The organism is Flavobacterium glucosi (genome assembly GCF_048286535.1).
GTDB lineage: Bacteria > Bacteroidota > Bacteroidia > Flavobacteriales > Flavobacteriaceae > Flavobacterium.
This window is the reverse complement of record NZ_JBLVPK010000002.1, coordinates 547,572-568,431: the sequence shown is the minus strand read 5'-3', so window position 1 is coordinate 568,431 and position 20,860 is coordinate 547,572. Positions and strand designations below refer to the sequence as shown.

The 20,860-nt window shown below is 35.4% G+C and carries 18 protein-coding genes; 9 read left to right on the top strand and 9 right to left on the bottom strand.

The genetic code is table 11. The features are described from left to right. Window position 1 precedes the first annotated feature (1 nt). Entirely contained in the window at window positions 2-442 is a 441-nt protein-coding gene (locus ACNQGD_RS05595; RefSeq protein ID WP_417995554.1) for a retropepsin-like aspartic protease, read from the top strand. A 48-nt stretch (window positions 443-490) separates the two neighbouring features. Here ACNQGD_RS05595 and odhB read toward each other — a convergent pair whose 3' ends face one another. Then, entirely contained in the window at window positions 491-1,729 is a 1,239-nt protein-coding gene (odhB, locus tag ACNQGD_RS05590) for a 2-oxoglutarate dehydrogenase complex dihydrolipoyllysine-residue succinyltransferase (RefSeq protein ID WP_417998597.1), read from the bottom strand. A 161-nt stretch (window positions 1,730-1,890) separates the two neighbouring features. Next, window positions 1,891-4,665 carry a 2-oxoglutarate dehydrogenase E1 component gene (locus tag ACNQGD_RS05585; protein ID WP_417998596.1) on the bottom strand — a complete coding sequence of 925 codons (2,775 nt, stop codon included), beginning with the start codon at window positions 4,663-4,665 and terminating at the stop codon, window positions 1,891-1,893. A gap of 119 nt (window positions 4,666-4,784) precedes the next feature. On the opposite strand from ACNQGD_RS05585, the gene ACNQGD_RS05580 reads away from it, so the two are divergent. Continuing rightward, complete coding sequence (locus tag ACNQGD_RS05580) at window positions 4,785-5,327, top strand: hypothetical protein (protein WP_417998595.1); 543 nt, start codon at window positions 4,785-4,787, stop codon at window positions 5,325-5,327. Window positions 5,328-5,382: 55 nt separating this feature from the next. Here ACNQGD_RS05580 and ACNQGD_RS05575 read toward each other — a convergent pair whose 3' ends face one another. Further along, entirely contained in the window at window positions 5,383-5,736 is a 354-nt protein-coding gene (locus tag ACNQGD_RS05575) for a hypothetical protein (RefSeq protein ID WP_417998594.1), read from the bottom strand. 187 nt (window positions 5,737-5,923) lie between these two features. Further along, the gene (locus ACNQGD_RS05570; RefSeq protein WP_417998593.1) at window positions 5,924-6,898 is read right to left on the bottom strand and encodes a polyprenyl synthetase family protein; all 975 of its coding nucleotides are present in this window, start codon (window positions 6,896-6,898) and stop codon (window positions 5,924-5,926) included. A 195-nt stretch (window positions 6,899-7,093) separates the two neighbouring features. Between ACNQGD_RS05570 and ACNQGD_RS05565 the strand changes: the two genes are divergently transcribed. From ACNQGD_RS05565 to ACNQGD_RS05545, 5 genes are all read left to right on the top strand, one after another. After that, window positions 7,094-7,615: a YceI family protein gene (locus tag ACNQGD_RS05565; RefSeq protein WP_417995320.1), complete on the top strand. Its 522-nt coding sequence runs from the start codon at window positions 7,094-7,096 to the stop codon at window positions 7,613-7,615. A 125-nt stretch (window positions 7,616-7,740) separates the two neighbouring features. Then, window positions 7,741-8,343 carry a TetR/AcrR family transcriptional regulator gene (locus ACNQGD_RS05560; RefSeq protein ID WP_417995559.1) on the top strand — a complete coding sequence of 201 codons (603 nt, stop codon included), beginning with the start codon at window positions 7,741-7,743 and terminating at the stop codon, window positions 8,341-8,343. Continuing rightward, entirely contained in the window at window positions 8,340-9,680 is a 1,341-nt protein-coding gene (locus tag ACNQGD_RS05555) for a TolC family protein (RefSeq protein WP_417998592.1), read from the top strand. The genes ACNQGD_RS05560 and ACNQGD_RS05555 overlap by 4 nt, the downstream gene beginning before the upstream one ends. Window positions 9,681-9,685: 5 nt before the next feature. After that, window positions 9,686-10,747 (top strand): efflux RND transporter periplasmic adaptor subunit, encoded by a 1,062-nt coding sequence (locus tag ACNQGD_RS05550; RefSeq protein WP_417998591.1) that lies wholly within the window; start codon window positions 9,686-9,688, stop codon window positions 10,745-10,747. 48 nt (window positions 10,748-10,795) lie between these two features. Further along, a complete protein-coding gene (locus tag ACNQGD_RS05545) occupies window positions 10,796-13,972 on the top strand; it encodes an efflux RND transporter permease subunit (RefSeq protein WP_417998590.1) in 3,177 nt (1,058 codons plus the stop codon). Window positions 13,973-14,124: 152 nt separating this feature from the next. Here the strand turns inward: ACNQGD_RS05545 and ACNQGD_RS05540 are convergent, their stop codons facing one another. Continuing rightward, on the bottom strand, window positions 14,125-14,571 hold the full coding sequence (locus ACNQGD_RS05540; RefSeq protein ID WP_417998589.1) for a LexA family protein: 447 nt from the start codon (window positions 14,569-14,571) through the stop codon (window positions 14,125-14,127). Continuing rightward, window positions 14,562-15,836: a Y-family DNA polymerase gene (locus ACNQGD_RS05535; protein WP_417998588.1), complete on the bottom strand. Its 1,275-nt coding sequence runs from the start codon at window positions 15,834-15,836 to the stop codon at window positions 14,562-14,564. The genes ACNQGD_RS05540 and ACNQGD_RS05535 overlap by 10 nt, the downstream gene beginning before the upstream one ends. A gap of 405 nt (window positions 15,837-16,241) precedes the next feature. On the opposite strand from ACNQGD_RS05535, the gene ACNQGD_RS05530 reads away from it, so the two are divergent. After that, window positions 16,242-16,910, top strand: coding sequence for a hypothetical protein (locus ACNQGD_RS05530; protein WP_417998587.1), 669 nt, complete (start codon window positions 16,242-16,244; stop codon window positions 16,908-16,910). 98 nt (window positions 16,911-17,008) lie between these two features. Here the strand turns inward: ACNQGD_RS05530 and ACNQGD_RS05525 are convergent, their stop codons facing one another. Beyond that, window positions 17,009-17,881: an AraC family transcriptional regulator gene (locus ACNQGD_RS05525; RefSeq protein WP_417998586.1), complete on the bottom strand. Its 873-nt coding sequence runs from the start codon at window positions 17,879-17,881 to the stop codon at window positions 17,009-17,011. A gap of 188 nt (window positions 17,882-18,069) precedes the next feature. Between ACNQGD_RS05525 and ACNQGD_RS05520 the strand changes: the two genes are divergently transcribed. Then, complete coding sequence (locus ACNQGD_RS05520; RefSeq protein ID WP_417998585.1) at window positions 18,070-18,669, top strand: T9SS type A sorting domain-containing protein; 600 nt, start codon at window positions 18,070-18,072, stop codon at window positions 18,667-18,669. A gap of 76 nt (window positions 18,670-18,745) precedes the next feature. Here ACNQGD_RS05520 and ACNQGD_RS05515 read toward each other — a convergent pair whose 3' ends face one another. After that, window positions 18,746-19,729, bottom strand: a complete 984-nt coding sequence (locus ACNQGD_RS05515; protein WP_417998584.1) for a Gfo/Idh/MocA family protein — start codon at window positions 19,727-19,729, stop codon at window positions 18,746-18,748. A gap of 221 nt (window positions 19,730-19,950) precedes the next feature. Beyond that, on the bottom strand, window positions 19,951-20,667 hold the full coding sequence (locus ACNQGD_RS05510; protein ID WP_417998583.1) for a DsbA family oxidoreductase: 717 nt from the start codon (window positions 20,665-20,667) through the stop codon (window positions 19,951-19,953). Window positions 20,668-20,860: the final 193 nt, after the last annotated feature.

Sequence of the window (20,860 nt, the reverse complement as noted above, 5' to 3'; positions counted from 1 at the left end):
AATGAAAAACCTACACGATATTCTCAAAAAAGAAAACTACAAAAAAGTAAAATTTAAGATTACAAAAACACAGCATCTTTTGATCAAAGCAAAAATAAACGGTGTGATGGGCAGTTTCATTCTCGATACAGGAGCTTCAAATAGTTGCATCGGATTTGAAAGTGTTGATTTGTTTTTATTGGACGCAAAAAAATCCAAAACAAAAGCTTCGGGAGCTGGCGCAACTGGAATGTTTACACAAATCGCCACAAAAAACCAACTGCAACTGGGCTCTTGGAAAGACCTTGCTTTTGATATTGTTATTTTCGATTTGTCTCACGTCAATGAGGCTTTACTACAACACAAATCAAAACCCGTCCATGGGATTATTGGTGCTGATGTTTTGATGAAAGGAAAAGCGATTGTGGATTACTACAACTATTATCTGTATTTGCTGAAATAAAAAATCCCGTTTAGTAAACGGGATTTCTTGTTTTATGTATTTCTTAAATTACAATTCAAATGCTTTTTTAGGATTGTTATCTAACAATAATTCCATTGGATTTTCTAACGCTTCTTTCACCGCTACCAAGAAACCAACAGACTCACGACCATCAATGATTCTGTGATCATAAGAAAGTGCCACATACATCATAGGGTGAATTTCCACTTTTCCGTTTACGGCAATTGGACGCTCGATAATGTTGTGCATTCCAAGGATTCCTGACTGTGGAGGATTGATAATTGGTGTACTCAACATACTTCCAAAAACCCCACCATTGGTAATCGTGAAGGTTCCACCAGTCATATCATCCACTGTGATTTGTCCGTCACGTGCTTTAAGGGCCAATCTTTTAATATCTGCCTCTACACCTCGGAAAGTTAAATTCTCCGCATTACGAACTACAGGAACCATTAATCCTTTTGGTCCTGAAACCGCAATTGAAATGTCGCAAAAATCGAAAGCAATCTTATGATCACCATCCATCATTGAATTTACATCCGGGAATAATTTTAACGCTCTGGTTACTGCTTTTGTAAAGAAAGACATGTATCCTAAACCAATTCCACCATGTTTTGCTTTGAACGCATCTTTGTATTCATTACGAATCATGTTGATTGGCGTCATGTTTACTTCGTTGAAAGTAGTCAACATTGCTGTTTCGTTTTTAGCGGCAACTAGTCTTTCTGCCACTTTACGACGCAACATTGATAACTTAGTACGCTCTGTTCCACGAGAACCACCTGTAGGTGTTCCCATTGAAGGCACAGCATTTACGGCATCATCTTTAGTGATTCTTCCGTCTTTTCCAGTTCCTGTTACTGCAGCTGGAGCTATATTTTTTTCGTCTAATATTTTTCTTGCTGCCGGAGATGGAGTTCCTGAAGCGTACGTTGCTGCTGGAGCTGCCGCTACCGGAGCCGCTTTAGGCGCTTCTGCTTTAACTTCAACTTTTGGAGCTTCAACTGTTTTTGCAGCTTCAGCTACTGGCGCATCACCTGCTGGTTTTGCTCCGTCAGTATCAATATGACACACTACTGCACCTACTGCTACTGCATCGCCTTCTTCTGCTTTTAAGGTAATGATTCCGCTTGCTTCTGCTGGTAATTCTAATGTTGCTTTATCAGAATCAACCTCGGCAATTGCTTGGTCTTTCTCTACATAATCTCCGTCTTTTACCAACCAAGTTGCGATTTCAACTTCCTTTATAGATTCCCCTGGTGACGGGACTTTCATTTCTAAAATCATGTTCTATTATTTTAAATTATGAATTTTAAGTTTTAAATTGTTCTCGAACAATCTATGTGATTATTGTGTGAACTGTTTTTTAGCCCTGATGGAAACGGCATCCTTTTTCTAGCTTCTTTAGCTAGGAAAAGATAGAGTGCACAGCAGGAAATAGCTCCTTATTATCTAAATAAATTTTTATCAAATACCATTTTTAATGCATCAGCCTGACGGCGTTTTGCTCTGGTGTAACTTCCTGCCGCTGGAGCTGCATAGGCTTTCAGTGACGCCAATCTCCATTTTACTAAATCGAAGTTCATTAGCATAAAGCTGTACGCGCCCATGTTTTTTGGTTCTTCTTGTGCCCAAACATAATCATCCGCGTTTGGATATTTAGCGATAATTTCTTTTAATTGCTCCACCGGTAATGGGAATAATTGTTCGATTCTAACTACCGCAACATCGTTACGACCGTTATTTTCTCTTTCTGCAGTGATGTCATAATAGAATTTTCCGGTACAGAAAACCAGTGTTTTCACATCAGCTTTATTTACTGTTTCATCATCAAATGTTTCTTGAAAACTACCTGTTGCAAATTCTTCAACAGTAGAAACTACTCTTGGATCACGCAACAAACTTTTTGGGGTAAACACAATAAGCGGTTTACGGAACGTAGTTTTCATTTGTCTTCTCAACAAGTGAAAGAAGTTAGCCGGCGTAGTACAATCAGCAACGTACATATTATGTCTGGCACAAAGTTGTAAATAACGCTCCATTCTAGCCGAAGAGTGCTCTGCTCCTTGTCCTTCATATCCGTGAGGCAATAATAAAACAATTCCGTTTTGGTTGTTCCACTTGTCTTCTCCACAAGAGATGTATTGGTCAATCATAATTTGGGCTCCATTACTGAAATCCCCAAACTGTGCTTCCCAAATGGTTAATGTATTTGGATTGGTTAAAGCATATCCATAATCAAATCCTAAAACACCATATTCAGATAAAAGGGAATTGAAAATATTGAATTTTCCGGTTGCTCCCTCTAAATTACTTAGTAAAGTTACTTCTTCTTCTGAATCTTCTACTTTTACTACGGCATGACGGTGCGAGAAAGTACCACGTTCCACATCTTGTCCGGAAATACGAACATCGTATCCTTCTTTTAGAAGCGAACCGTATGCTAAATGCTCAGCCATGGCCCAATCCAGCTTATTCGTTTCGAAAAACATTGTTTTCCGGTCGTTGATCAGTTTTTGTATTTTGCTGATGAATTTTTTGTCTGCAGGCAAGTTACAAATTACGTTTGCAACCTCAGTAAGTCCTTCTTGGGGGAAAGTAGTATCTACTTTTTTAAGCATTTCGACATCTGAAACTTGCTCAAAACCTTTCCATTCATTTTTCATAAATGGAGTAATGATAGTCAAGTCTTTTTTACGAGACGCTTCTAGATTTACTTCCAGATTAGATTTGTATTCTTTTTCTAATCCGTTAACATAAGTAGCATCAATAACTCCTTCTGACAATAACTTTTCAGCATAAATATCTCTAGGATTTTGATGTTTTGCAATAATTTTATACAAAACTGGTTGCGTGAAACGAGGTTCATCACCTTCGTTATGTCCGTATTTTCTATATCCTAATAAATCAATAAATACATCTTTGCCAAACTGCATTCTGAAATCCAAAGCAAATGACATGGCATGAACTACTGCTTCAGCATCATCCGCATTTACGTGTAATACTGGCGAAAGTGTTACTTTGGCAACATCAGTACAATACGTAGAGGAACGCGCATCAAGGTAATTAGTTGTAAATCCTACTTGATTATTGATTACAATATGGATTGTTCCTCCGGTTTTATAACCGTCAAGTTGTGCCATTTGTACAATCTCATAAAGAATTCCCTGACCGGCAATTGCAGCATCACCGTGAACGGCAATTGGCAATACTTTAGAGAAATCGTTAGGGAAATATTTATCTTGCTTTGCTCTTGTAATTCCTTCGATAACTGCACCAACAGTTTCAAGATGTGAAGGATTTGGAGCCAAATTGATATTGATTTTTTTTCCAGTGCTTGTAACTTTGTCAGCAGTAAGTCCTAAATGGTACTTTACATCCCCGTCAAAATATTCCTGGTCGTAATCTTTACCATCAAACTCTCCAAAAATGTCTTGGGTTGATTTGCCAAAAATATTTGCCAAAATATTTAAACGGCCACGGTGTGCCATTCCCATTACAAATTGCTCTACTCCTTTCTCGGCTGCTTTTTCAATTAAAGCATCCAAAGCTGGGATGATTGACTCTCCACCTTCTAGAGAAAATCGTTTTTGACCTACATATTTAGTATGCAAAAAGTTTTCAAAAGAAACGGCTTGGTTTAATTTATTCAGAATCGATTTCTTTTCATCCGCTGAAAATTTAGGTTGATTGTCATTAACCCCTAATTTTTGCTGAATCCATTCCACCACTTCTGGATTACGAATGTACATGTACTCTACCCCAATGTGTTGACAATATATAGTATCAAGGTGAGTTATAATTTCCTGAAGCGTGCAAGGCTGAATATTAATAACCTTTGCCGCATCAAAAACAGTATTTAAATCTGCTGCTGAAAGTCCGAAATTCGAAATTTCAAGTGTAGGTGATGAAGTTCTTCTTTCACGAACCGGATTTGTTTTGGTAAACAAATGACCTCGAGAACGGTATCCATCTATTAATTTCAATACATTAAATTCCTTTTGAAGCTTATCTGATACCAAATTAATATCTGAATTATTAGCTGCAAAATTAGCGATTTGTTCCACCTTATTGTCCTCATTGTAAGTCGTCATCCCAAAATCGAAACCTTGAAAAAAACTCCTCCAACTTGGCTCAACGCTATCTGGATTGTTTAAATATTGATCGTATAATTGTGCGAAAAATTCGGTGTGTGCTGCGTTTAAAAATGAAAACCTATCCATAATATTTAGTGAATATACTTTTTTGTTAAAATAGTTTGGCAAAAGTACAATAATAGAATAAATTTATAATTTATTTTAAGATACTTTTACCTTTAAAAATGTTAAAAAACGGAAAACTTATGACAAAGAATAGCTTTTTACACGATTCCAAATCATTATTGGTGATTATTATTCTGTTTTTTTCAAGTTGCCTATTTGCTCAAGAAAACCCGCTACCACCTAAAATGGAAAATCAGTTTTGGAGAAATGTGCAATTTGGAGGCGGAATTGGCTTAGGCTTTGGCTCTGGCTATACGGACATTTCATTGGCGCCAAGTGCCATATATAATTTTAATGAATATGTAGCTTTGGGTGTTGGCTTGCAATATAAATATTTAAAACAAAGAGATTATTACGCTTCCCATTTGTATGGTGGCAGTGTTATAGGTCTTTTTAACCCAATATATGAAATCCAACTTTCGGCTGAACTGGAACAATTAAGGGTTAATGTAAATTTAGATGGATCCAATAGCAATTCAAAAGATTACTGGAATACGGGATTATTTCTTGGTGCAGGTTACCGGTCCGGAAATGCTACAATTGGCGCGCGTTACAATGTTTTGACCGATACCAATAATATTTACGGCAGTGCCTTTATGCCATTTATCAGAGTTTATTTTTAATTCCTCTCCTCAACCCCCTCCAACGAAGAGGGAGCCGAAAATATAGAAAAAGCGATTAACGGTATTTATTGCGGAACCAGACTTTTTGCCATTCTCTTTTTAGAATTAAAAAAGACACCTGCTCTGCAAGAACTACTAAATCAGAGCCGTCGAGTTTTTTTATTTCTTCTTCAGAAACATCAATTATATACAGTAAATTGAGGTATTCGGCAAACTTGTATTGAATGAGACGGTAAATTTTTTCATGCAATTCTAACTTCAGGTCATTCGGAGAAATACTCAAAGGAAAATCAATTGCTTCATTAGCCAAATTGAAATCCTTATTCATTTGTTCGATTAATTTCAAATATAAGTTTTCGCCTTCTGCTTCAGTAAGTAGTAAATCGGTATTTTTTGGAACTATAAACATTTGATTTAAGATTATTGATTAACGAATTTAGATTTTTGATTTTAAGAAACTGCTCTAAATGTTTGATTTTTTTTTGAATTATACTGATTTTTAAAATAAACCATTATTTATCCGAAGTAAAACTTCTGCGATCAAAAATCGTTAATCTGCAATGCTTCGCCAGTTCGCTATCGCTCGGGTCAAAAATCTAAACTTTTCTTCCCATTAAATTCTCCCCAAAAGCTTTCAGCAATGCTTTTTTATCAGAACCAATATTCATTTTATCTAAAGTATGGAAAGCCTTTAAAGTAAAATCCTGAATCGCATCCTGAGTTGCCTTTGACGCTCCAGAACTATTAAAAAGAACTTTCACTCTCTCTATTTTACGGGTATTATCTTCAGGCTGAATTGAAAATAAGCGTCTCAGTTCCTGTGCTTCTTCAATATTTGAAAAGGCAACTGCTTTAAGATATAAATACGTTTTTTTATTTTCGATGATATCGCCTCCTACTTGTTTTCCAAAGGTTTCCGGATCGCCAAAAGCATCCAGAAAATCATCCTGTAATTGAAAAGCCAACCCTAAATTGAGTCCGAAATCATAAATCAAATTTGCGTTTTCTTCTGAGGTCTCCGCAATAATTGCTCCCATTTTCATAGCTGCAGCGACTAAAACAGCCGTTTTATATTCAATCATTTTCAAGTATTCCGGAATGGTAACATCACTACGCTCTTCAAAATCAACATCCCATTGTTGCCCTTCACAAACTTCAAGTGCCGTTTTGCTGAAGAGTTTGGCTAAATCTTTAAAAATAATTGGTTCGTACTGTTCGAAATATTGGTATGCTAAAATTAGCATCGCATCACCTGATAAAATTCCAGTATTTAAATTCCATTTCTCGTGAACCGTTTCCTTCCCTCTTCGCAAAGGCGCATCATCCATAATATCATCATGAACCAATGAGAAATTATGAAATACTTCGACAGCCAAAGCCGCCGGCAACGCTTTTTTATAATCTGCATCAAAAACCTCTGCACTCATTAATGTAAGTACCGGTCGCATTCTTTTGCCACCAAGATCTAAAATGTAATGAATGGGTTCATATAAATTTCTAGGTTCTTTGGTCTCATATTGTGATTGCAAATAATCGGATAGAAACTTTTGATACTGGTAAATAGAATGCATAAATAAATTTTTGGCTAATTTACAGTATTCAATTTGCATAACAAACTCCCTTTTGTCATCAAATGTTAAATAAATCAAAATACATTGGAAACTATTTTAGTATTCAAAGTTTCCTTTCTACATTTGCAAACGAAAATTTAACAGCTGCAATTTATTCCGATTTTAAAATAAATTGCAAATACACTTCAACTAATTATGAAAACAAAATGGACAGTTGACTCGAATCAATCAGATGTTCTGATAAAAATGAGACACTCTATAATTGCGTATCTGGCAGGCTCTATAAATAAATTTAATGGATATATTGATATCGAGGATAATCAAATAGAAGATGCTTCGATTGAATTCTCTTTGGATGTCAACAACAAAGACACAAAACTAGAGAAAATAGATACTCATCTGGGGTTGAATGACTTATTTGACATTAAGGAGTTTCCGATTATTAGTTTCAAGTCGACCTCATTCGAAAAAGTCAACAAAAACATTAATTTTTTGAAAGGAAATCTTACCATAAAAAACATCACAAAAGTAGTGGAGCTTGATGCTGAATTCATTGGATTCAATACGTATGATGGCGATCAAAAAGCTGCTTTTGAAATAACGGGTCAAATTAATCGTAAAGATTTTGGTTTGAACTTTACTTCATTTAATCAAACTGGAGGTTTAGCTTTAGGACAAGATATTAAGTTCATGGCAAACTTAGAATTAACTGCTTAACCAGAAAGTAAATGTTAAATAAATATAAAATTTAAGGAAACTATTTTGGTTTTCAAAGTTTCCAAATTACATTAGCAGCAAATTTTACAGTTTTAATAAATCACAACTGATTAAGAATAAATAAAATGAAAGACAAAATTATATCCAAAGCAAAAGAAATGTTTTTGAAATTGGGTTTCAAAAGCATTACTATGGATGATATTGCCGGTGAAATGTGTATTTCGAAGAAAACGATTTATAAATATTTTGCCAATAAAGAATTACTGATAGAGGAAAGTGTTCAAATCATTCACAAAGAAGTGCATCAACTTATTGAGGAAGTAACTTCTAAAAACTACAATGCTATTGAAGAAAACTTCCAAATCAGACGCATGTTTGATGATATGTTTAAATCATCTGAAACATCACCTATTTATCAATTAAAAAAACATTATCCAGAAGTTTACAAAAACGCGTTAAAGTTTCAAGTTGAAGAATGTGAATTTTGTTTCAGACAGAACATCGAAAAAGGAATTGCACAAGGCTTGTATAGACACAGCCTAAATATTGAATCCTACATAAAGTTTTATTATTACTTAATTTTCAGCATTAACGAAAACACACCGTCAGAAAGAGAAGCTTTTAGTCTTGAATTTGATGCATTAGAATACCATACGAGAGCAATGGCTACAGAAAAAGGAGTTATCGAATTAGAAAGAAACTTATTAATCCAATTACATAAACAATGAAAAAAGTAATCCTATTATTAACCCTAACATTTGCACTTGGCGCCAATGCACAAGAAGTCAAATCGCTCACGCTGAAAGAAGCCATTAACTATGCTTTAGAAAATAAAGCGGATGCCAAAAAAGCAAAACTGAAAGTAGAGAATAGTGAATACCAAATTCAGGAAGTACGTTCACAAGCGTTACCACAAATTTCAGCTAATGGTAATTTGACTTACAATCCTGTAATACAAACAACCGTTATTGATGGAACAGGATTTGGCGCCCCAGGAACAACAATTCAGGCCGCTTTTGGTCAAAAATGGGTTTCAACGGCTGGTGTTTCTTTGACACAAGCTATATTCGACCAAGCGGTTTTTACAGGTTTAAAAGCTGCAAAATCTACTAGAGAATTTTACCAAATTAACGAACAATTAACCGAAGAGCAAGTAATTGAGCGCGTGGCTAATAATTACTATCAGGTATACGTACAAAGACAAAAACTAACTGTTATTGACAGTACCTATAAAAACACCACTAAAGTAAGAAACATCATCAAAGGTCAATTTGATAATGGTCTAGCCAAAAAAATTGATTTGGATCGCATTTTAGTAAAAATTTCAAACATCAATACGCAACGTCAACAAGTTTTAAATGCAGTACAAATTCAAGAAAACGCACTAAAATTTTACATGGGAATGCCCATAGAAACGCAAATTGAGATTCCGCAAACAGCATTTGAAGTGAGTCCACAGTCGTTGTCCGAAATTCCAAATACGGCAAACAGAACGGAATATTTGCTTTTGAAAAAACAAGAACAACTTTTAAGTTATCAAAAAAAGGCTGTTGAAGCGGGCTATTACCCAACATTATCATTAAACGCAGGATATAATTATATTGGTCAAGGCCCTGTAATGCCTCTTGGAGCCAAACCATCTGAAGGCGTATATTGGTCTGATTTTTCTTCTATTGGTTTGAATTTAAAAGTGCCCATTTTTACAGGATTTAGCACTCGTGCCAAAGTAAGACAAGCCGATATTGATTTAAGAACCATAAAAGAAGATCTCAACGATACAAAATTATCTCTTGACTTAGCTTTCGCCAATGCAAAAACTCAAATTGACAATAGCTTAACTATCATTAATAATCAAAGAGAAAATGCGCAATTAGCTAAAGAAGTTTTAGACAACACCAGAAACAATTATGTACAAGGATTAGCCTCATTAACCGATTTATTAGATGCTGAAAATTCATTGACTGAAGCTCAAAACAATTACACCTCTGCAATATTAGACTACAAATTAGCAGAAATACAATTAATCAAATCAAAAGGCGAATTAAAAACACTTATAAATAACTAACAAAAATGAAAAAAAATATACTAATCATAGTAGCAATCCTAGCAGCTTTAGGCGTTATCGCCTATACTTTAATGAATAACAAAAAAGAAAACGAAGCGAAAACAGCCATTGTAGCCGAGAAAAACGCCAGTGTTTCCGTAAAAGTTGCAACGGTAAAAATCGAAGAAGTTTCTCTTGACTTTTCTGCCAATGGAAATTTTGCACCACTTCAAGAACTGAGTTTTTCTGCCGAGAAACCAGGAAGAGTCGTACGTGTTTTAGTTGAAGAAGGAGACAGAGTTCGAATTGGTCAGACTTTAGCAATTGTACGAAGCGAGCAAATTACAGCTGACTTGCAAACTGCACAGGCTTCTTATCAAAATGCATTGACCGATTACAGCCGTTTTGAAAATGCATTTAAAACTGGCGGTGTGACAAAACAACAATTGGATCAGGCCAAATTGAATTTGGTAACTTCAAAATCAAGATTACAACAAGCAAAAGTTAATATTGGCGATACCAATATCAAAGCGACAATTAACGGAGTCGTAAATAAAAAATACATTGAACCAGGATCCGTTCTTGGCGCTGCAACGCAAATGTTTGACATTGTAAATGTTTCAAAATTGAAATTGAAAGTCAATGTTAACGAAAATCAAGTTGCAGGTTTAAAAGTAGGCAACACGATTACCGTAAAAGCAAGCGTGTATCCTGACGCTACATTCTCTGGAAAAATCACCTTCATCGCTCCAAAAGCAGATGCAACTTTGAACTTTCCGGTAGAAATAGAAATTGCTAATAACGCTTCAAATGATTTGAAAGCCGGAATGTACGGAACTGCTGAATTTGCTTCAAACCAACAAAAACAATCTTTGATGATTGTTCCTAGAAATGCTTTTGTAGGAAGTGTAAGCAGCAACGAAATATTTGTAATCGAAAATGGAACTGCTAAACTGAAAACGGTTACAGCAGGAAGAATCCTTGGTGATAAAGTAGAAATTTTAAACGGCCTTTCTGATGGTGAAACTGTAATTGTTACAGGTCAAATCAACCTTCAAGACGGATCTAAAGTGGACGTTATAAAATAAGTCTTAAAGCCATAAAGAAACCGCTTAAACCCTAAAGCAAAGAAAAAAATGAAATTAGCAGAAATATCCATTAAACGTCCCTCATTAGTTATCGTATTATTTACGATTCTAACATTAGGCGGACTGTTCAGTTACAGCCAATTGGGCTACGAATTGATTCCAAAATTTGAAACCAATGTAATTACTGTTGCTACTATTTATCCTGGAGCGTCTCCAAGTGAGGTAGAAAACACGGTGACTAAAAAAATTGAAGATGCAATCGCATCCTTAGAAAATATTAAAAAAATAGACTCGAAGTCTTACGAAAGTTTGTCAACTGTTTCTATTACACTGACCTCTTCGGCTGATGTTAATATCTCTATGAACGATGCGCAACGTAAAATAAATGCAATTCTTAGTGATTTACCAGATGATGTTGAAACGCCTTCGTTGAGTAAGTTTTCCTTAAGCGATTTACCAATTATGACTATTGGTGCCAACGGAAAAATGGATGAAGTTGCTTTTTACGACTTAATTGACAAAAAATTAGCACCCGTTATTTCTCGTGTTGAAGGTGTGGCACAAGTAAACATTATTGGTGGACAAGAAAGAGAAATTCAAGTCAATCTTGATGCAGTAAAAATGCAAGGCTACGGACTTTCTGTTCCACAAGTGCAACAAAATATTTTATCTTCTAATTTGGATTTTCCAACAGGAAATATTCAAACTCGGGAGCAGAAAATATTAATTCGTTTGGCCGGAAAATATAAAAATGTCGACGAATTAAGAAACTTGGTGGTATCCTCTAAAAACGGAATTCAAGTTCGTTTACGCGACATTGCTGATGTTCAGGATACTCAAAAAATCACTGAAAAAGTAGCGCGTATCAATCAAAAAAGCGCGATTATTTTACAAATTATTAAACAATCGGATGCCAATGCGGTTGCGGTAAGTGAAGAATTAGTTAAAACAATTGCTAAACTGGAAACCGATTATAAAGCGAATGGTTTACAATTAGAAATCGCTAAAGACAGTACCATTTTTACGCTCGAAGCTGCTGATGCTGTTGTGCACGATTTACTTATTGCAGTACTTTTAGTTGCGCTTGTGATGTTGTTTTTCTTGCACAGTATTAGAAACTCGTTGATTGTAATGGTTTCTATTCCTGCTTCCTTAATTGCTACTTTCATCGGAATTTATTTGATGGGATACACCTTAAACTTAATGAGTTTATTAGGGCTTTCTCTTGTTGTAGGTATTCTTGTGGATGATGCCATTGTGGTTCTGGAGAATATTTACAGGCACATGGAAATGGGTAAAAACAAGGTTCGTGCAGCCTATGATGGAACTGCAGAAATTGGTGGAACCGTAGTATCGATTACTTTAGTAATTGTGGTGGTGTTTTTACCAATTGCAATGAGTACCGGATTGGTTTCTAATATTATTACGCAATTCTGTGTAACGGTAATTATTTCGACCTTGTTGTCTTTAGTAGCTTCATTTACAATCATTCCGTGGTTGTCTTCCCGATATGGAAAATTAGAACACATTGAAGGCAAAAACCTTTTTGGAAAAATAATCCTTGGATTTGAAAGCTATTTAACACGCTTTACAAATTGGGTTTCAGGATTATTAGAATGGTGTTTGGATCATTATTTTAAAACACTAGCTATCGTTTTAGTCATCTTTTTTGGGTCGATGATTAGTTTATTTGGTGGTGGATTTATTGGTTTTGAATTCTTTGCAGCGTCTGATAGTGGCGAGTTTTTAGTTCAAATTGAAATGCCAAAAGATGCTTCGTTGGAACAAACCAATTTCATGACGCAAAAAGCAGAAGCATTTTTAGAAAAAGAAGCGTATGTTTTTAGTCAAATTACAACGGTTGGTCAAACCAGTGAAGGTCTTGGTGCTTCGCAAGCAACCGCTTACAAGTCTGAGATAAACGTTAAAATGGTTGGTTTGGACGAGCGTGATGAACCTGCAAATGTGTATGCTGCAAAAACCAAACGTAAATTAGAAAAAATATTGGTTGGTGCCAAAGTTAAAACGGTTCCAGTTGGTATTTTAGGAACTGCAGAAGATGCAACTCTAAATTTAATTGTAACCGGTCCAAATGTAGAAAGTGCCATGCAATTTGCAAAAGCAGCAGAAAAAGAATTACGTAGCATTCCAGGAGCAACAGAAATCGAATTATCGGTAGAAGATGGAAATCCAGAAGTAAACGTAAAAGTGGACAGAGATAAAATGGCAGCTTTAGGCTTGAGTTTGCAAACTGTAGGTATGACCATGCAAACCGCTTTCAGCGGAAATACTGACGGAAGGTTTAGAGCTGGAGAATACGAATACGACATCAATATCAAATACAATGCATTCGACAGAAAAAGTATTGCTGATGTAAGCAACTTAATTTTCATTAATGACATGGGTCAACAAATAAAATTAAACCAATTTGCAACTGTAACAGAAGGTTCCGGTCCAAGTGAATTAGAACGTAGAGATAAATCGGCATCGGTAACTGTAAAAGGTCAAAATGTAGGTGTATCTTCTGGAACTATTGTTACGCAATGGCAAGAAAAAATTGATAAATTGAAGAAACCAATAGGTGTAAATTACATTTGGGGTGGTGATCAGGAAAATCAAAGTGAAGGTTTTGGTACATTAGGAATTGCGTTATTAGCCGCGATTATCTTGGTTTACCTAGTAATGGTTTCGTTATACGATAGTTTTGTACATCCATTTGTGGTATTGTTTGCGATTCCGCTTTCCTTTATTGGAGCAATGTTGGCTTTGGCTTTAACCAATAATACACTGAATATCTTTACTATTTTAGGTATCATCATGCTTATTGGTCTGGTTTGTAAAAATGCGATTATGCTTGTCGATTATACCAATCAAAGGCGTAAAGCTGGTGAAACGGTTCGAACAGCATTAATCCAAGCGAATCATGCAAGGTTACGTCCAATTTTGATGACAACTATCGCAATGGTATTTGGTATGTTCCCAATTGCACTAGCCTCTGGAGCTGGAGCCGAATGGAAAAACGGTTTGGCTTGGGTAATTATTGGGGGATTAATTTCCTCATTATTCCTAACTTTGGTGGTAGTTCCGGTAATTTACCAAATTATGGAAAAAGCCATCAATAGACTTTCTAAAGGAGAAAAAGTTGATTATGAAGCTGAAATGGTCGCTGATTACGCACACACCGAATTAAGCGAGGATGGATTTAATCCAAAACATACAGTATAAACCGTAATTGTGTCTAGTCCTAAAAAAAACGATACATGATTAATAAAAAATAAAATTACAATTATTAAACAGTAGTAAGCAAAAGTTTACTGCTGTTTTTTGTTTTATAAGTTCTCATTTTAATTCCATTTTAATAATGGCAACAACCGGTTTTATACCTTTTTAATTACATAGGTCACAATTCCCCAAATGATTAATTGATTTTCTTCGGTGACTTTTATCGGAGAATAATTGGGGTTTTCTGGCATCAGATACAAACAGTCTTTCTCCAGTTGCATGCGTTTTACGGTAAATTCTCCATCGATAAAACAAATCGCAATTTTATTGTTCTGCGGTTCCAAGCTTCTGTCCACAACCAGAACATCTTTGTCATTGATTCCAGCATCAATCATAGAATTCCCTTTGACCCTGATATAAAAAGTAGCTAATGGGTTTTCGCTCAGCTGTTTGTTCAAATCGATATTCGTCTCCATAAAATCAGCTGCCGGCGATGGAAATCCAGCCGAAACCCCTTCGCTTATGAAAGGAATTCGCAATTCACTTTCAAAATCAGGCAGAAAGAAGGATAGTTTTTGATCTTTATCTTTATTTATTGGCATTTTATTTCGAGAATATCTTTAAAATTAGTGGTGTATTTTGGTGATAAATGATTCTGATTCATGTTCCATGTCAAACTTAAATTTTGGGTAGCCAACTTTACTTTTTTATCTCCAATTTTGTTATTGAGGCTATCCATTACTTTCATCAGCACCAAATGTTTTGGGTTTTCCTCGTCAAACAACTGCAACTGTTTTTTGTCCTGATCAATCAATTCGGTTACGATAACACCTGCTTTCTTGAATTTCAAATGTTCATTTCCTTGGTGCAGTTTTTTCAGCATCGAAATAGCAGCATTCGAAATCGTCAGCGTAGAATTTGACGCATACGGCAATGTGATCGCCATGTTAAAATAATATTTGGAAGTTTGCACCGTATGTTTATCAACTACCAACATCACAATAATGGTATGACAGCAGGAGTTTTGTTTTCGCAATTTCTCGGCGCAAACCGCTGCAAAAGTAGCCACACGTTCGCGCAGCAAATCAAAATCAGCAATTTGTTTAGGGAAACTTCGGGTGGTTGCAATACTTTTCTTTTGGTCCACAATGGGATCTAAATCCAAAACTGATTTTCCTTCCAGTTCGTATTTTAAACGCAAACCAATCACACCCATTTCTTTTTTGATCCAAGCCTCATGTTGTGGCTGAATAAAATCCAAAGCAGTTGCGATATTTCTGGTCTTCATTTTTTTATTCATCCGATAACCAATGCCCCAAACATCTTCAATCTTGGTCCATTTCAAAGCTTTGATGCGTTTTTCATCACTGTCTATGACATAAACACCTTCTGTTCTGTCTTGGAATTTTTTGGCAATTTTATTGGCTACTTTTGATAATGCTTTCGTTGGTGCAAAACCAATACAAACGGGAATCCCAACCCACTTTTGCACCCGAGTTTTCATTTGGATTCCATAATCCTTATAATCAGAAATAGTCAAACCATCAAAATTCAGGAAGGCTTCGTCGATGCTGTAAATTTCTAGATTTGGTGTAAACTGTCCTAAAATAGCCATTACCCGATTGCTCAAATCACCATACAGCGCATAATTGGACGAAAATAATTGTACCTTTTTCTCTTTTACCAATTCCTTAATCTGGAATGCCGGCGCACCCATAGGAATCCCAGCCGCTTTTGCTTCATTACTTCTGGAAATCACGCAGCCGTCGTTATTTGACAATATTGCAACTGGTTTTCCGTTGAATTTCGGCTGAAAAACACGTTCGCAGGAAGCGTAAAAATTGTTACAATCGACTAATGCATACATGTTACAAAATTACTCAATATCCACTGATGCGAGTAAGTAACAAAAGTTAATTTTAGGCACTGTTGATAAGTAATTTTATACAAAAAAAGGTTTTTAAACAGTAAACAATTACTCTTTTGCCGTGATAATTTCTTCGTCGAGACCACAAATAAAAATACTGTACAAACCAAAAAGTATATTAAAAAAAATATAACTCTCGCTTTTTAATAAAATTATTTTTTATTTTTTTTAAGTATTAAAATATTGATTTTAAATAAATTACAGTCAAAAAACTCATTCTTAATCTAAAAATACAAAACCACGATTCAAATTTCTGGCACGCTACTTGGATATACCTAATCAAATAAGTAAAAAAAGCGAAAGCCGAAAAGCTTAAGAGTAGGCAAAATTCAAAATAGATGTATCATGAAAAAAATTACCCTTTTAGTAGCTAGTATCTTCGTTTTTGGAGGTAATGTAGCAAACGCAGCAGAGAAAATCGATTTTTCTGTAGAAAGAAGATCTCCAGTAGATTTTAGAGACGCCGACCCAATTGTGTTCACAGAAAGAGGAATTGAGTTCTTCATATTCCCTGACGGACAATTTGATTTTAATACACGCCCTTCAACCGGTTCAACTGGCGGCATGTATTATAAAACAGGCAAAAAAAATGGCATGAATAAAACCTATGGTGCACCAGCAAATGTTCGAAACGGAAATTATGGTGTAAAAGTAGAACACGATAACATGGGCAGGATAAGACGTATTGGAAATGTGATGATCAACTATGACTCAAATGACAGAGTTAAACGAGTGGGTTCCGTTTACATGACCTACAACCGTTATGCTTTGGAACGAGTGGGTGGTTTAGAAATTATCTACAACCGTCGTGGTCAAATTGTTGATGTTGTTGGATCTGTAAAAGGTGGCAGAGGTTATGAATACAGCCAAAACAACAACTGGAACAACGATTATGGGAACAACCAAAACTCGAATGATGATGATTCCTACTATTACAGAACAAATGGTACGAAAACTAAAATCGAGGACACTAGAGTATCTGGAGACGTAGCCATCAGAATAGACAGAAGATAGTTAGTTAGTTATATAAATGGTTTGTTTAAAATTCCTGCTGGTACTCGTATCAGCGGGAATTTTTTTTGAAAGTACTACCTAAAATTTTTTTACAACATTTATTTTAACACTGATTTCAGTTCCTGGCGGTATTGCGAAGCGCTTTTGCCCGTGAATTCTTTAAACGATTTATTGAAATAACTAAAATTATTGAACCCACTTTCAAAACATATTTCGGTGATGCTGATGGGTTTTTCAGCCAGTAGTTTCGAGGCGTGAACCAAGCGATACTCATTCACAAATTTGGTAAAAGTTTTGTTAGTTATCTTTTTAAAATACCTGCAAAAAGAAGGTTCTGTCATACTTACCAATTCCGATACTTCTTCCAGCGTAATATGCTCCTGGAAATTATCTTTTACGTAATTAAAAACAGCGTTGATGCGGTCATTATCCTGCATTTGCATTTCCATCGAAAATCCATCGGCATTTAAAACAGTGGCTTCTTTGGATGATTCCAATTCATTCAAAATACTCAACATCGTTAACAATCGTTCAAACTGCGACTGTTGTTCCATCGACTCTATTTTCTTCCCGATATTTTTTTTGGTTTCACCGTGAAAAGCAATTCCGGCTTTGGCTTGGCTAAAAAGACTCCGAATATTCGTCATCTCGGAAATATCAAAAAATCCATTCCCCAAGAAATCCGGTTTCATTTGGATCACCGTTTCGTTTTTGTTTCCGGTTTCTTCATTGGTAAACCCACAATGCGGCAGATTACTTCCTATGAGAATCAAATCCCCATCGGTATAATACGAAATGTGACTTCCAATTTGGCGTTTTCCCGAACCTCCATTAACAAAAACAAGTTCAATTTCAGGATGATAATGCCACAAGTGCGCTTTGCTGTTAGCGTTTTCGACATATTTCGAAAAATAAAAAGAACTCCCGAAAGAAGGTGCTATAATTTCAAAAGCTGGCGGTATAATTTTCATACAGATCCGTATTTAGAATTCCCACAAATTTACCAAAAATAGATACTCAATTAACTTTTTTAACCTTAATCGATTTCGTAAAAGGTAAAATAGCACACAAATTAGAAAATTGAGCACTACTCATAATGAATAGGTTACAGTAATTTAGCCTCTGATAAAGATCATTATAAATCTAAAAGTTTACAAATATGAAAAAGATTTTAAAATTTAGTTTAGTGTTAGCCACAGTAGTATTGACTGCCGTACAAGCACATGCAGAAAACGCAGATTTCTCACTGGATCTAATAAAAGAAGAAGGAAAAACGGTACGTTTTAGTTTGAAAGAGACTAAGGAAATTGATTTATCCATTTATGACATCAACGATGGTTTAATCTATCAGGAAAAAGTAACTTCTGAAGACAACATCAACAGAACATACGATTTGGCTGCTTTGCCAGACGGAATCTACTTCTTGAAAGCAGAAAGCGACCTTAAAATTTCAAAGTATAAAATTGAGGTAGTGGGCAACAAAGCAAAATTATCTGCTGATGCTATTTCTGAAGTGTACAAACCGGTTTTGGTAAACAAAAACGGAATTGTTACCGTGAATATTTTAAACTTAGAAAAAGCTCCTGTTACTATTGCCATTTACAACTCAGATCAAACTGAAGTGCATAATGAAACGTTGACTGCCGACCTTTATGTTGGTAAAATATTTGACTTGAGTAGCACTCAAAACGGTAAATACACGTTTGAGATAACGTATAATGGTAAAACATTTAGCGAAACAGTTGCTACTAAATCGTGATTAAATAAATTGTAGTAATTATGAGGCTGTCTTTATCGGACGGCCTCTTTTTTTGCTGTAAGAAGTCGGAACAACACTAAACATTTCCAATAATCTGATCCATAACCCAGCTCGTATGGGCTCCTGTCAAACCTGTTGAAGGATGTTTGCTATTCCCCAAAAGGGCTTCTCGCATGTGCTGCACATGATACAACTGAATATTTTCAGGATGGTCAATGAATAATTCCGTTTGCCCTTGTTCGTTAGAAAGCACTACAGGATCATTTTCAAATATAGAAAACGTTATTTTTCCTTTGCTTCCATAAATGTCTACTTTATCTTCGCGTCCATAGCACCCAAAGTTCCAACTTCCAGTACCCGTAATTCCAGACTCATGCAACCAGCAAGCAGTTGCAGCATCTTTAGCGGAATACAATCCCTGCTGATTAAGACTGATCCCTGAAACTTGTTTTATATTTCCCAAAAGGTGAATGAATAAATCCAATCCATGACTAGCTAAATCATCAAAATAACCGCCTGTTGCAATAACTGCATCAGTCCGCCAATTGTAATCTTCAGATATATCTTTAGCATTTGCCGGTTTGCTCAAATGCCATCTTATGTGCCTGATTTCACCAATGCTATTGGTATCAAGCCACGTTTTTATCTGTTCAAAACGAGGTAATGTACGGCGGTAATAAGCAACAAACAAAGGAATTTTTTTTACTGCAAAAGCAGTATAAATTGCCAAACTATCTTGATAATTTGGAGCCAAAGGCTTTTCGATACAACAAATTTTTCCGGCTTCAGCGACCTTAAGTCCGTAAAATTTATGAACATCCGGAGGTGTTGCAATATAAATCGCATCAATTCCAGGATCATTAATCAAATCATCCGCATTGGTGTAATACGTACTTATTCCGTGTCTTTTAGCATAATCAGCGGCTTTATCAGCATCTCGTCGCATTACTGCTACCACTTCAAACCCATCCGTTTTCTGGTATGCAGGACCACTTTTTAGTTCGGTAACATCACCACATCCCAATATTCCCCAACGGATTACTTTTGTACTTTTACTCATAATTACTGATTTTCACTGCTGCTAACAATTAAGCACTACTGCAAATGTTTCGCATTGTAATTAAACCATTAAGAAATTAAATTTCATTTAGATTTAACGCTACACGAAACTTAATTTCTTAATGGTTTGAAATAAATATTTTAAAGTAAATTTATCTGTTTATTGCTAAAGACACCGCTTTAACTTCATTTTTTTTAATTAAAAATAAAGTAATTTTCGTTTTAATCACAACCATCGATTCCGCAACTGTCACCATCGGTGGCATTTAATACCGTTATTTTTGAATCAAATTTACCTTCTTCCCATACTTTTTCCAATGTATTCACAAATGTTTCAACGTGTTGCGCACCCGAAACTGCATATTTATTATCGAAAACGAAAAAAGGAACCCCTTGAACACCTATGGATTGCGCCTCCTTAATATCCTGTTGCACTTCATTTGTGTAAGCATCAGAATGTAACACTTCATCAATAACTTCAGCGGCGAGTCCTACTTCCAGTCCCAAAGCTTTTAAGGTATTCAAATCATTAACATTCTTACCGTCGGTTAAATACGCTTTAAACAATAATTCTTCTAAGTCATTGGCCAAATTATGTTTTTTAGCCAAATGCAACAAGCGATGTGCATTCAATGAATTGGCTAAAATAGATTTCTCAAAATGAAAATCCAATCCTGAATTTTTAGCATTTTCGGTCATACTGTCCAGCATATTTTGAGCCCAATCTGTATCTTTTCTATATTTTTCTGCTAAATGCTCTACCATATTGTCATCCGAAGACGCTATAAAACTAGCGTCTAACTGGAAGCTTTTCCATTCAATTTCAACCGAATCTTTATGTTCGAAATTTTGTAAAGCACTTTCTATTCTTCTTTTTCCTATATAACAATACGGACACATAATATCCGACCAGATTTGTATTTTTAATGTATTTCCCATTTTCTTAAATTTAGTAAACGATTAAATCATTTGTGTATACAAATTTAATCAATTCAGTTTTGAGCTTATTGAGTTTTCGAACTTTATTATAGATAGCCGCATAGTAAATACTTATTACAATAAAGAAAACAGAAAACCTTTGGAATCAAAAAAACCATCAAAATTACTCTTGATGGTTTTCTGTATATTTTTA

What these genes read in the sequence shown, in the direction of transcription:
- ACNQGD_RS05595 (WP_417995554.1), top strand. Translation starts at nt 2, where the DNA reads ATGAAAAACCTACACGATATTCTCAAAAAAGAAAACTACAAAAAAGTA.
- odhB (WP_417998597.1), bottom strand. Translation starts at nt 1,729, where the DNA reads ATGATTTTAGAAATGAAAGTCCCGTCACCAGGGGAATCTATAAAGGAA.
- ACNQGD_RS05585 (WP_417998596.1), bottom strand. Translation starts at nt 4,665, where the DNA reads ATGGATAGGTTTTCATTTTTAAACGCAGCACACACCGAATTTTTCGCA.
- ACNQGD_RS05580 (WP_417998595.1), top strand. Translation starts at nt 4,785, where the DNA reads ATGACAAAGAATAGCTTTTTACACGATTCCAAATCATTATTGGTGATT.
- ACNQGD_RS05575 (WP_417998594.1), bottom strand. Translation starts at nt 5,736, where the DNA reads ATGTTTATAGTTCCAAAAAATACCGATTTACTACTTACTGAAGCAGAA.
- ACNQGD_RS05570 (WP_417998593.1), bottom strand. Translation starts at nt 6,898, where the DNA reads ATGCATTCTATTTACCAGTATCAAAAGTTTCTATCCGATTATTTGCAA.
- ACNQGD_RS05565 (WP_417995320.1), top strand. Translation starts at nt 7,094, where the DNA reads ATGAAAACAAAATGGACAGTTGACTCGAATCAATCAGATGTTCTGATA.
- ACNQGD_RS05560 (WP_417995559.1), top strand. Translation starts at nt 7,741, where the DNA reads ATGAAAGACAAAATTATATCCAAAGCAAAAGAAATGTTTTTGAAATTG.
- ACNQGD_RS05555 (WP_417998592.1), top strand. Translation starts at nt 8,340, where the DNA reads ATGAAAAAAGTAATCCTATTATTAACCCTAACATTTGCACTTGGCGCC.
- ACNQGD_RS05550 (WP_417998591.1), top strand. Translation starts at nt 9,686, where the DNA reads ATGAAAAAAAATATACTAATCATAGTAGCAATCCTAGCAGCTTTAGGC.
- ACNQGD_RS05545 (WP_417998590.1), top strand. Translation starts at nt 10,796, where the DNA reads ATGAAATTAGCAGAAATATCCATTAAACGTCCCTCATTAGTTATCGTA.
- ACNQGD_RS05540 (WP_417998589.1), bottom strand. Translation starts at nt 14,571, where the DNA reads ATGCCAATAAATAAAGATAAAGATCAAAAACTATCCTTCTTTCTGCCT.
- ACNQGD_RS05535 (WP_417998588.1), bottom strand. Translation starts at nt 15,836, where the DNA reads ATGTATGCATTAGTCGATTGTAACAATTTTTACGCTTCCTGCGAACGT.
- ACNQGD_RS05530 (WP_417998587.1), top strand. Translation starts at nt 16,242, where the DNA reads ATGAAAAAAATTACCCTTTTAGTAGCTAGTATCTTCGTTTTTGGAGGT.
- ACNQGD_RS05525 (WP_417998586.1), bottom strand. Translation starts at nt 17,881, where the DNA reads ATGAAAATTATACCGCCAGCTTTTGAAATTATAGCACCTTCTTTCGGG.
- ACNQGD_RS05520 (WP_417998585.1), top strand. Translation starts at nt 18,070, where the DNA reads ATGAAAAAGATTTTAAAATTTAGTTTAGTGTTAGCCACAGTAGTATTG.
- ACNQGD_RS05515 (WP_417998584.1), bottom strand. Translation starts at nt 19,729, where the DNA reads ATGAGTAAAAGTACAAAAGTAATCCGTTGGGGAATATTGGGATGTGGT.
- ACNQGD_RS05510 (WP_417998583.1), bottom strand. Translation starts at nt 20,667, where the DNA reads ATGGGAAATACATTAAAAATACAAATCTGGTCGGATATTATGTGTCCG.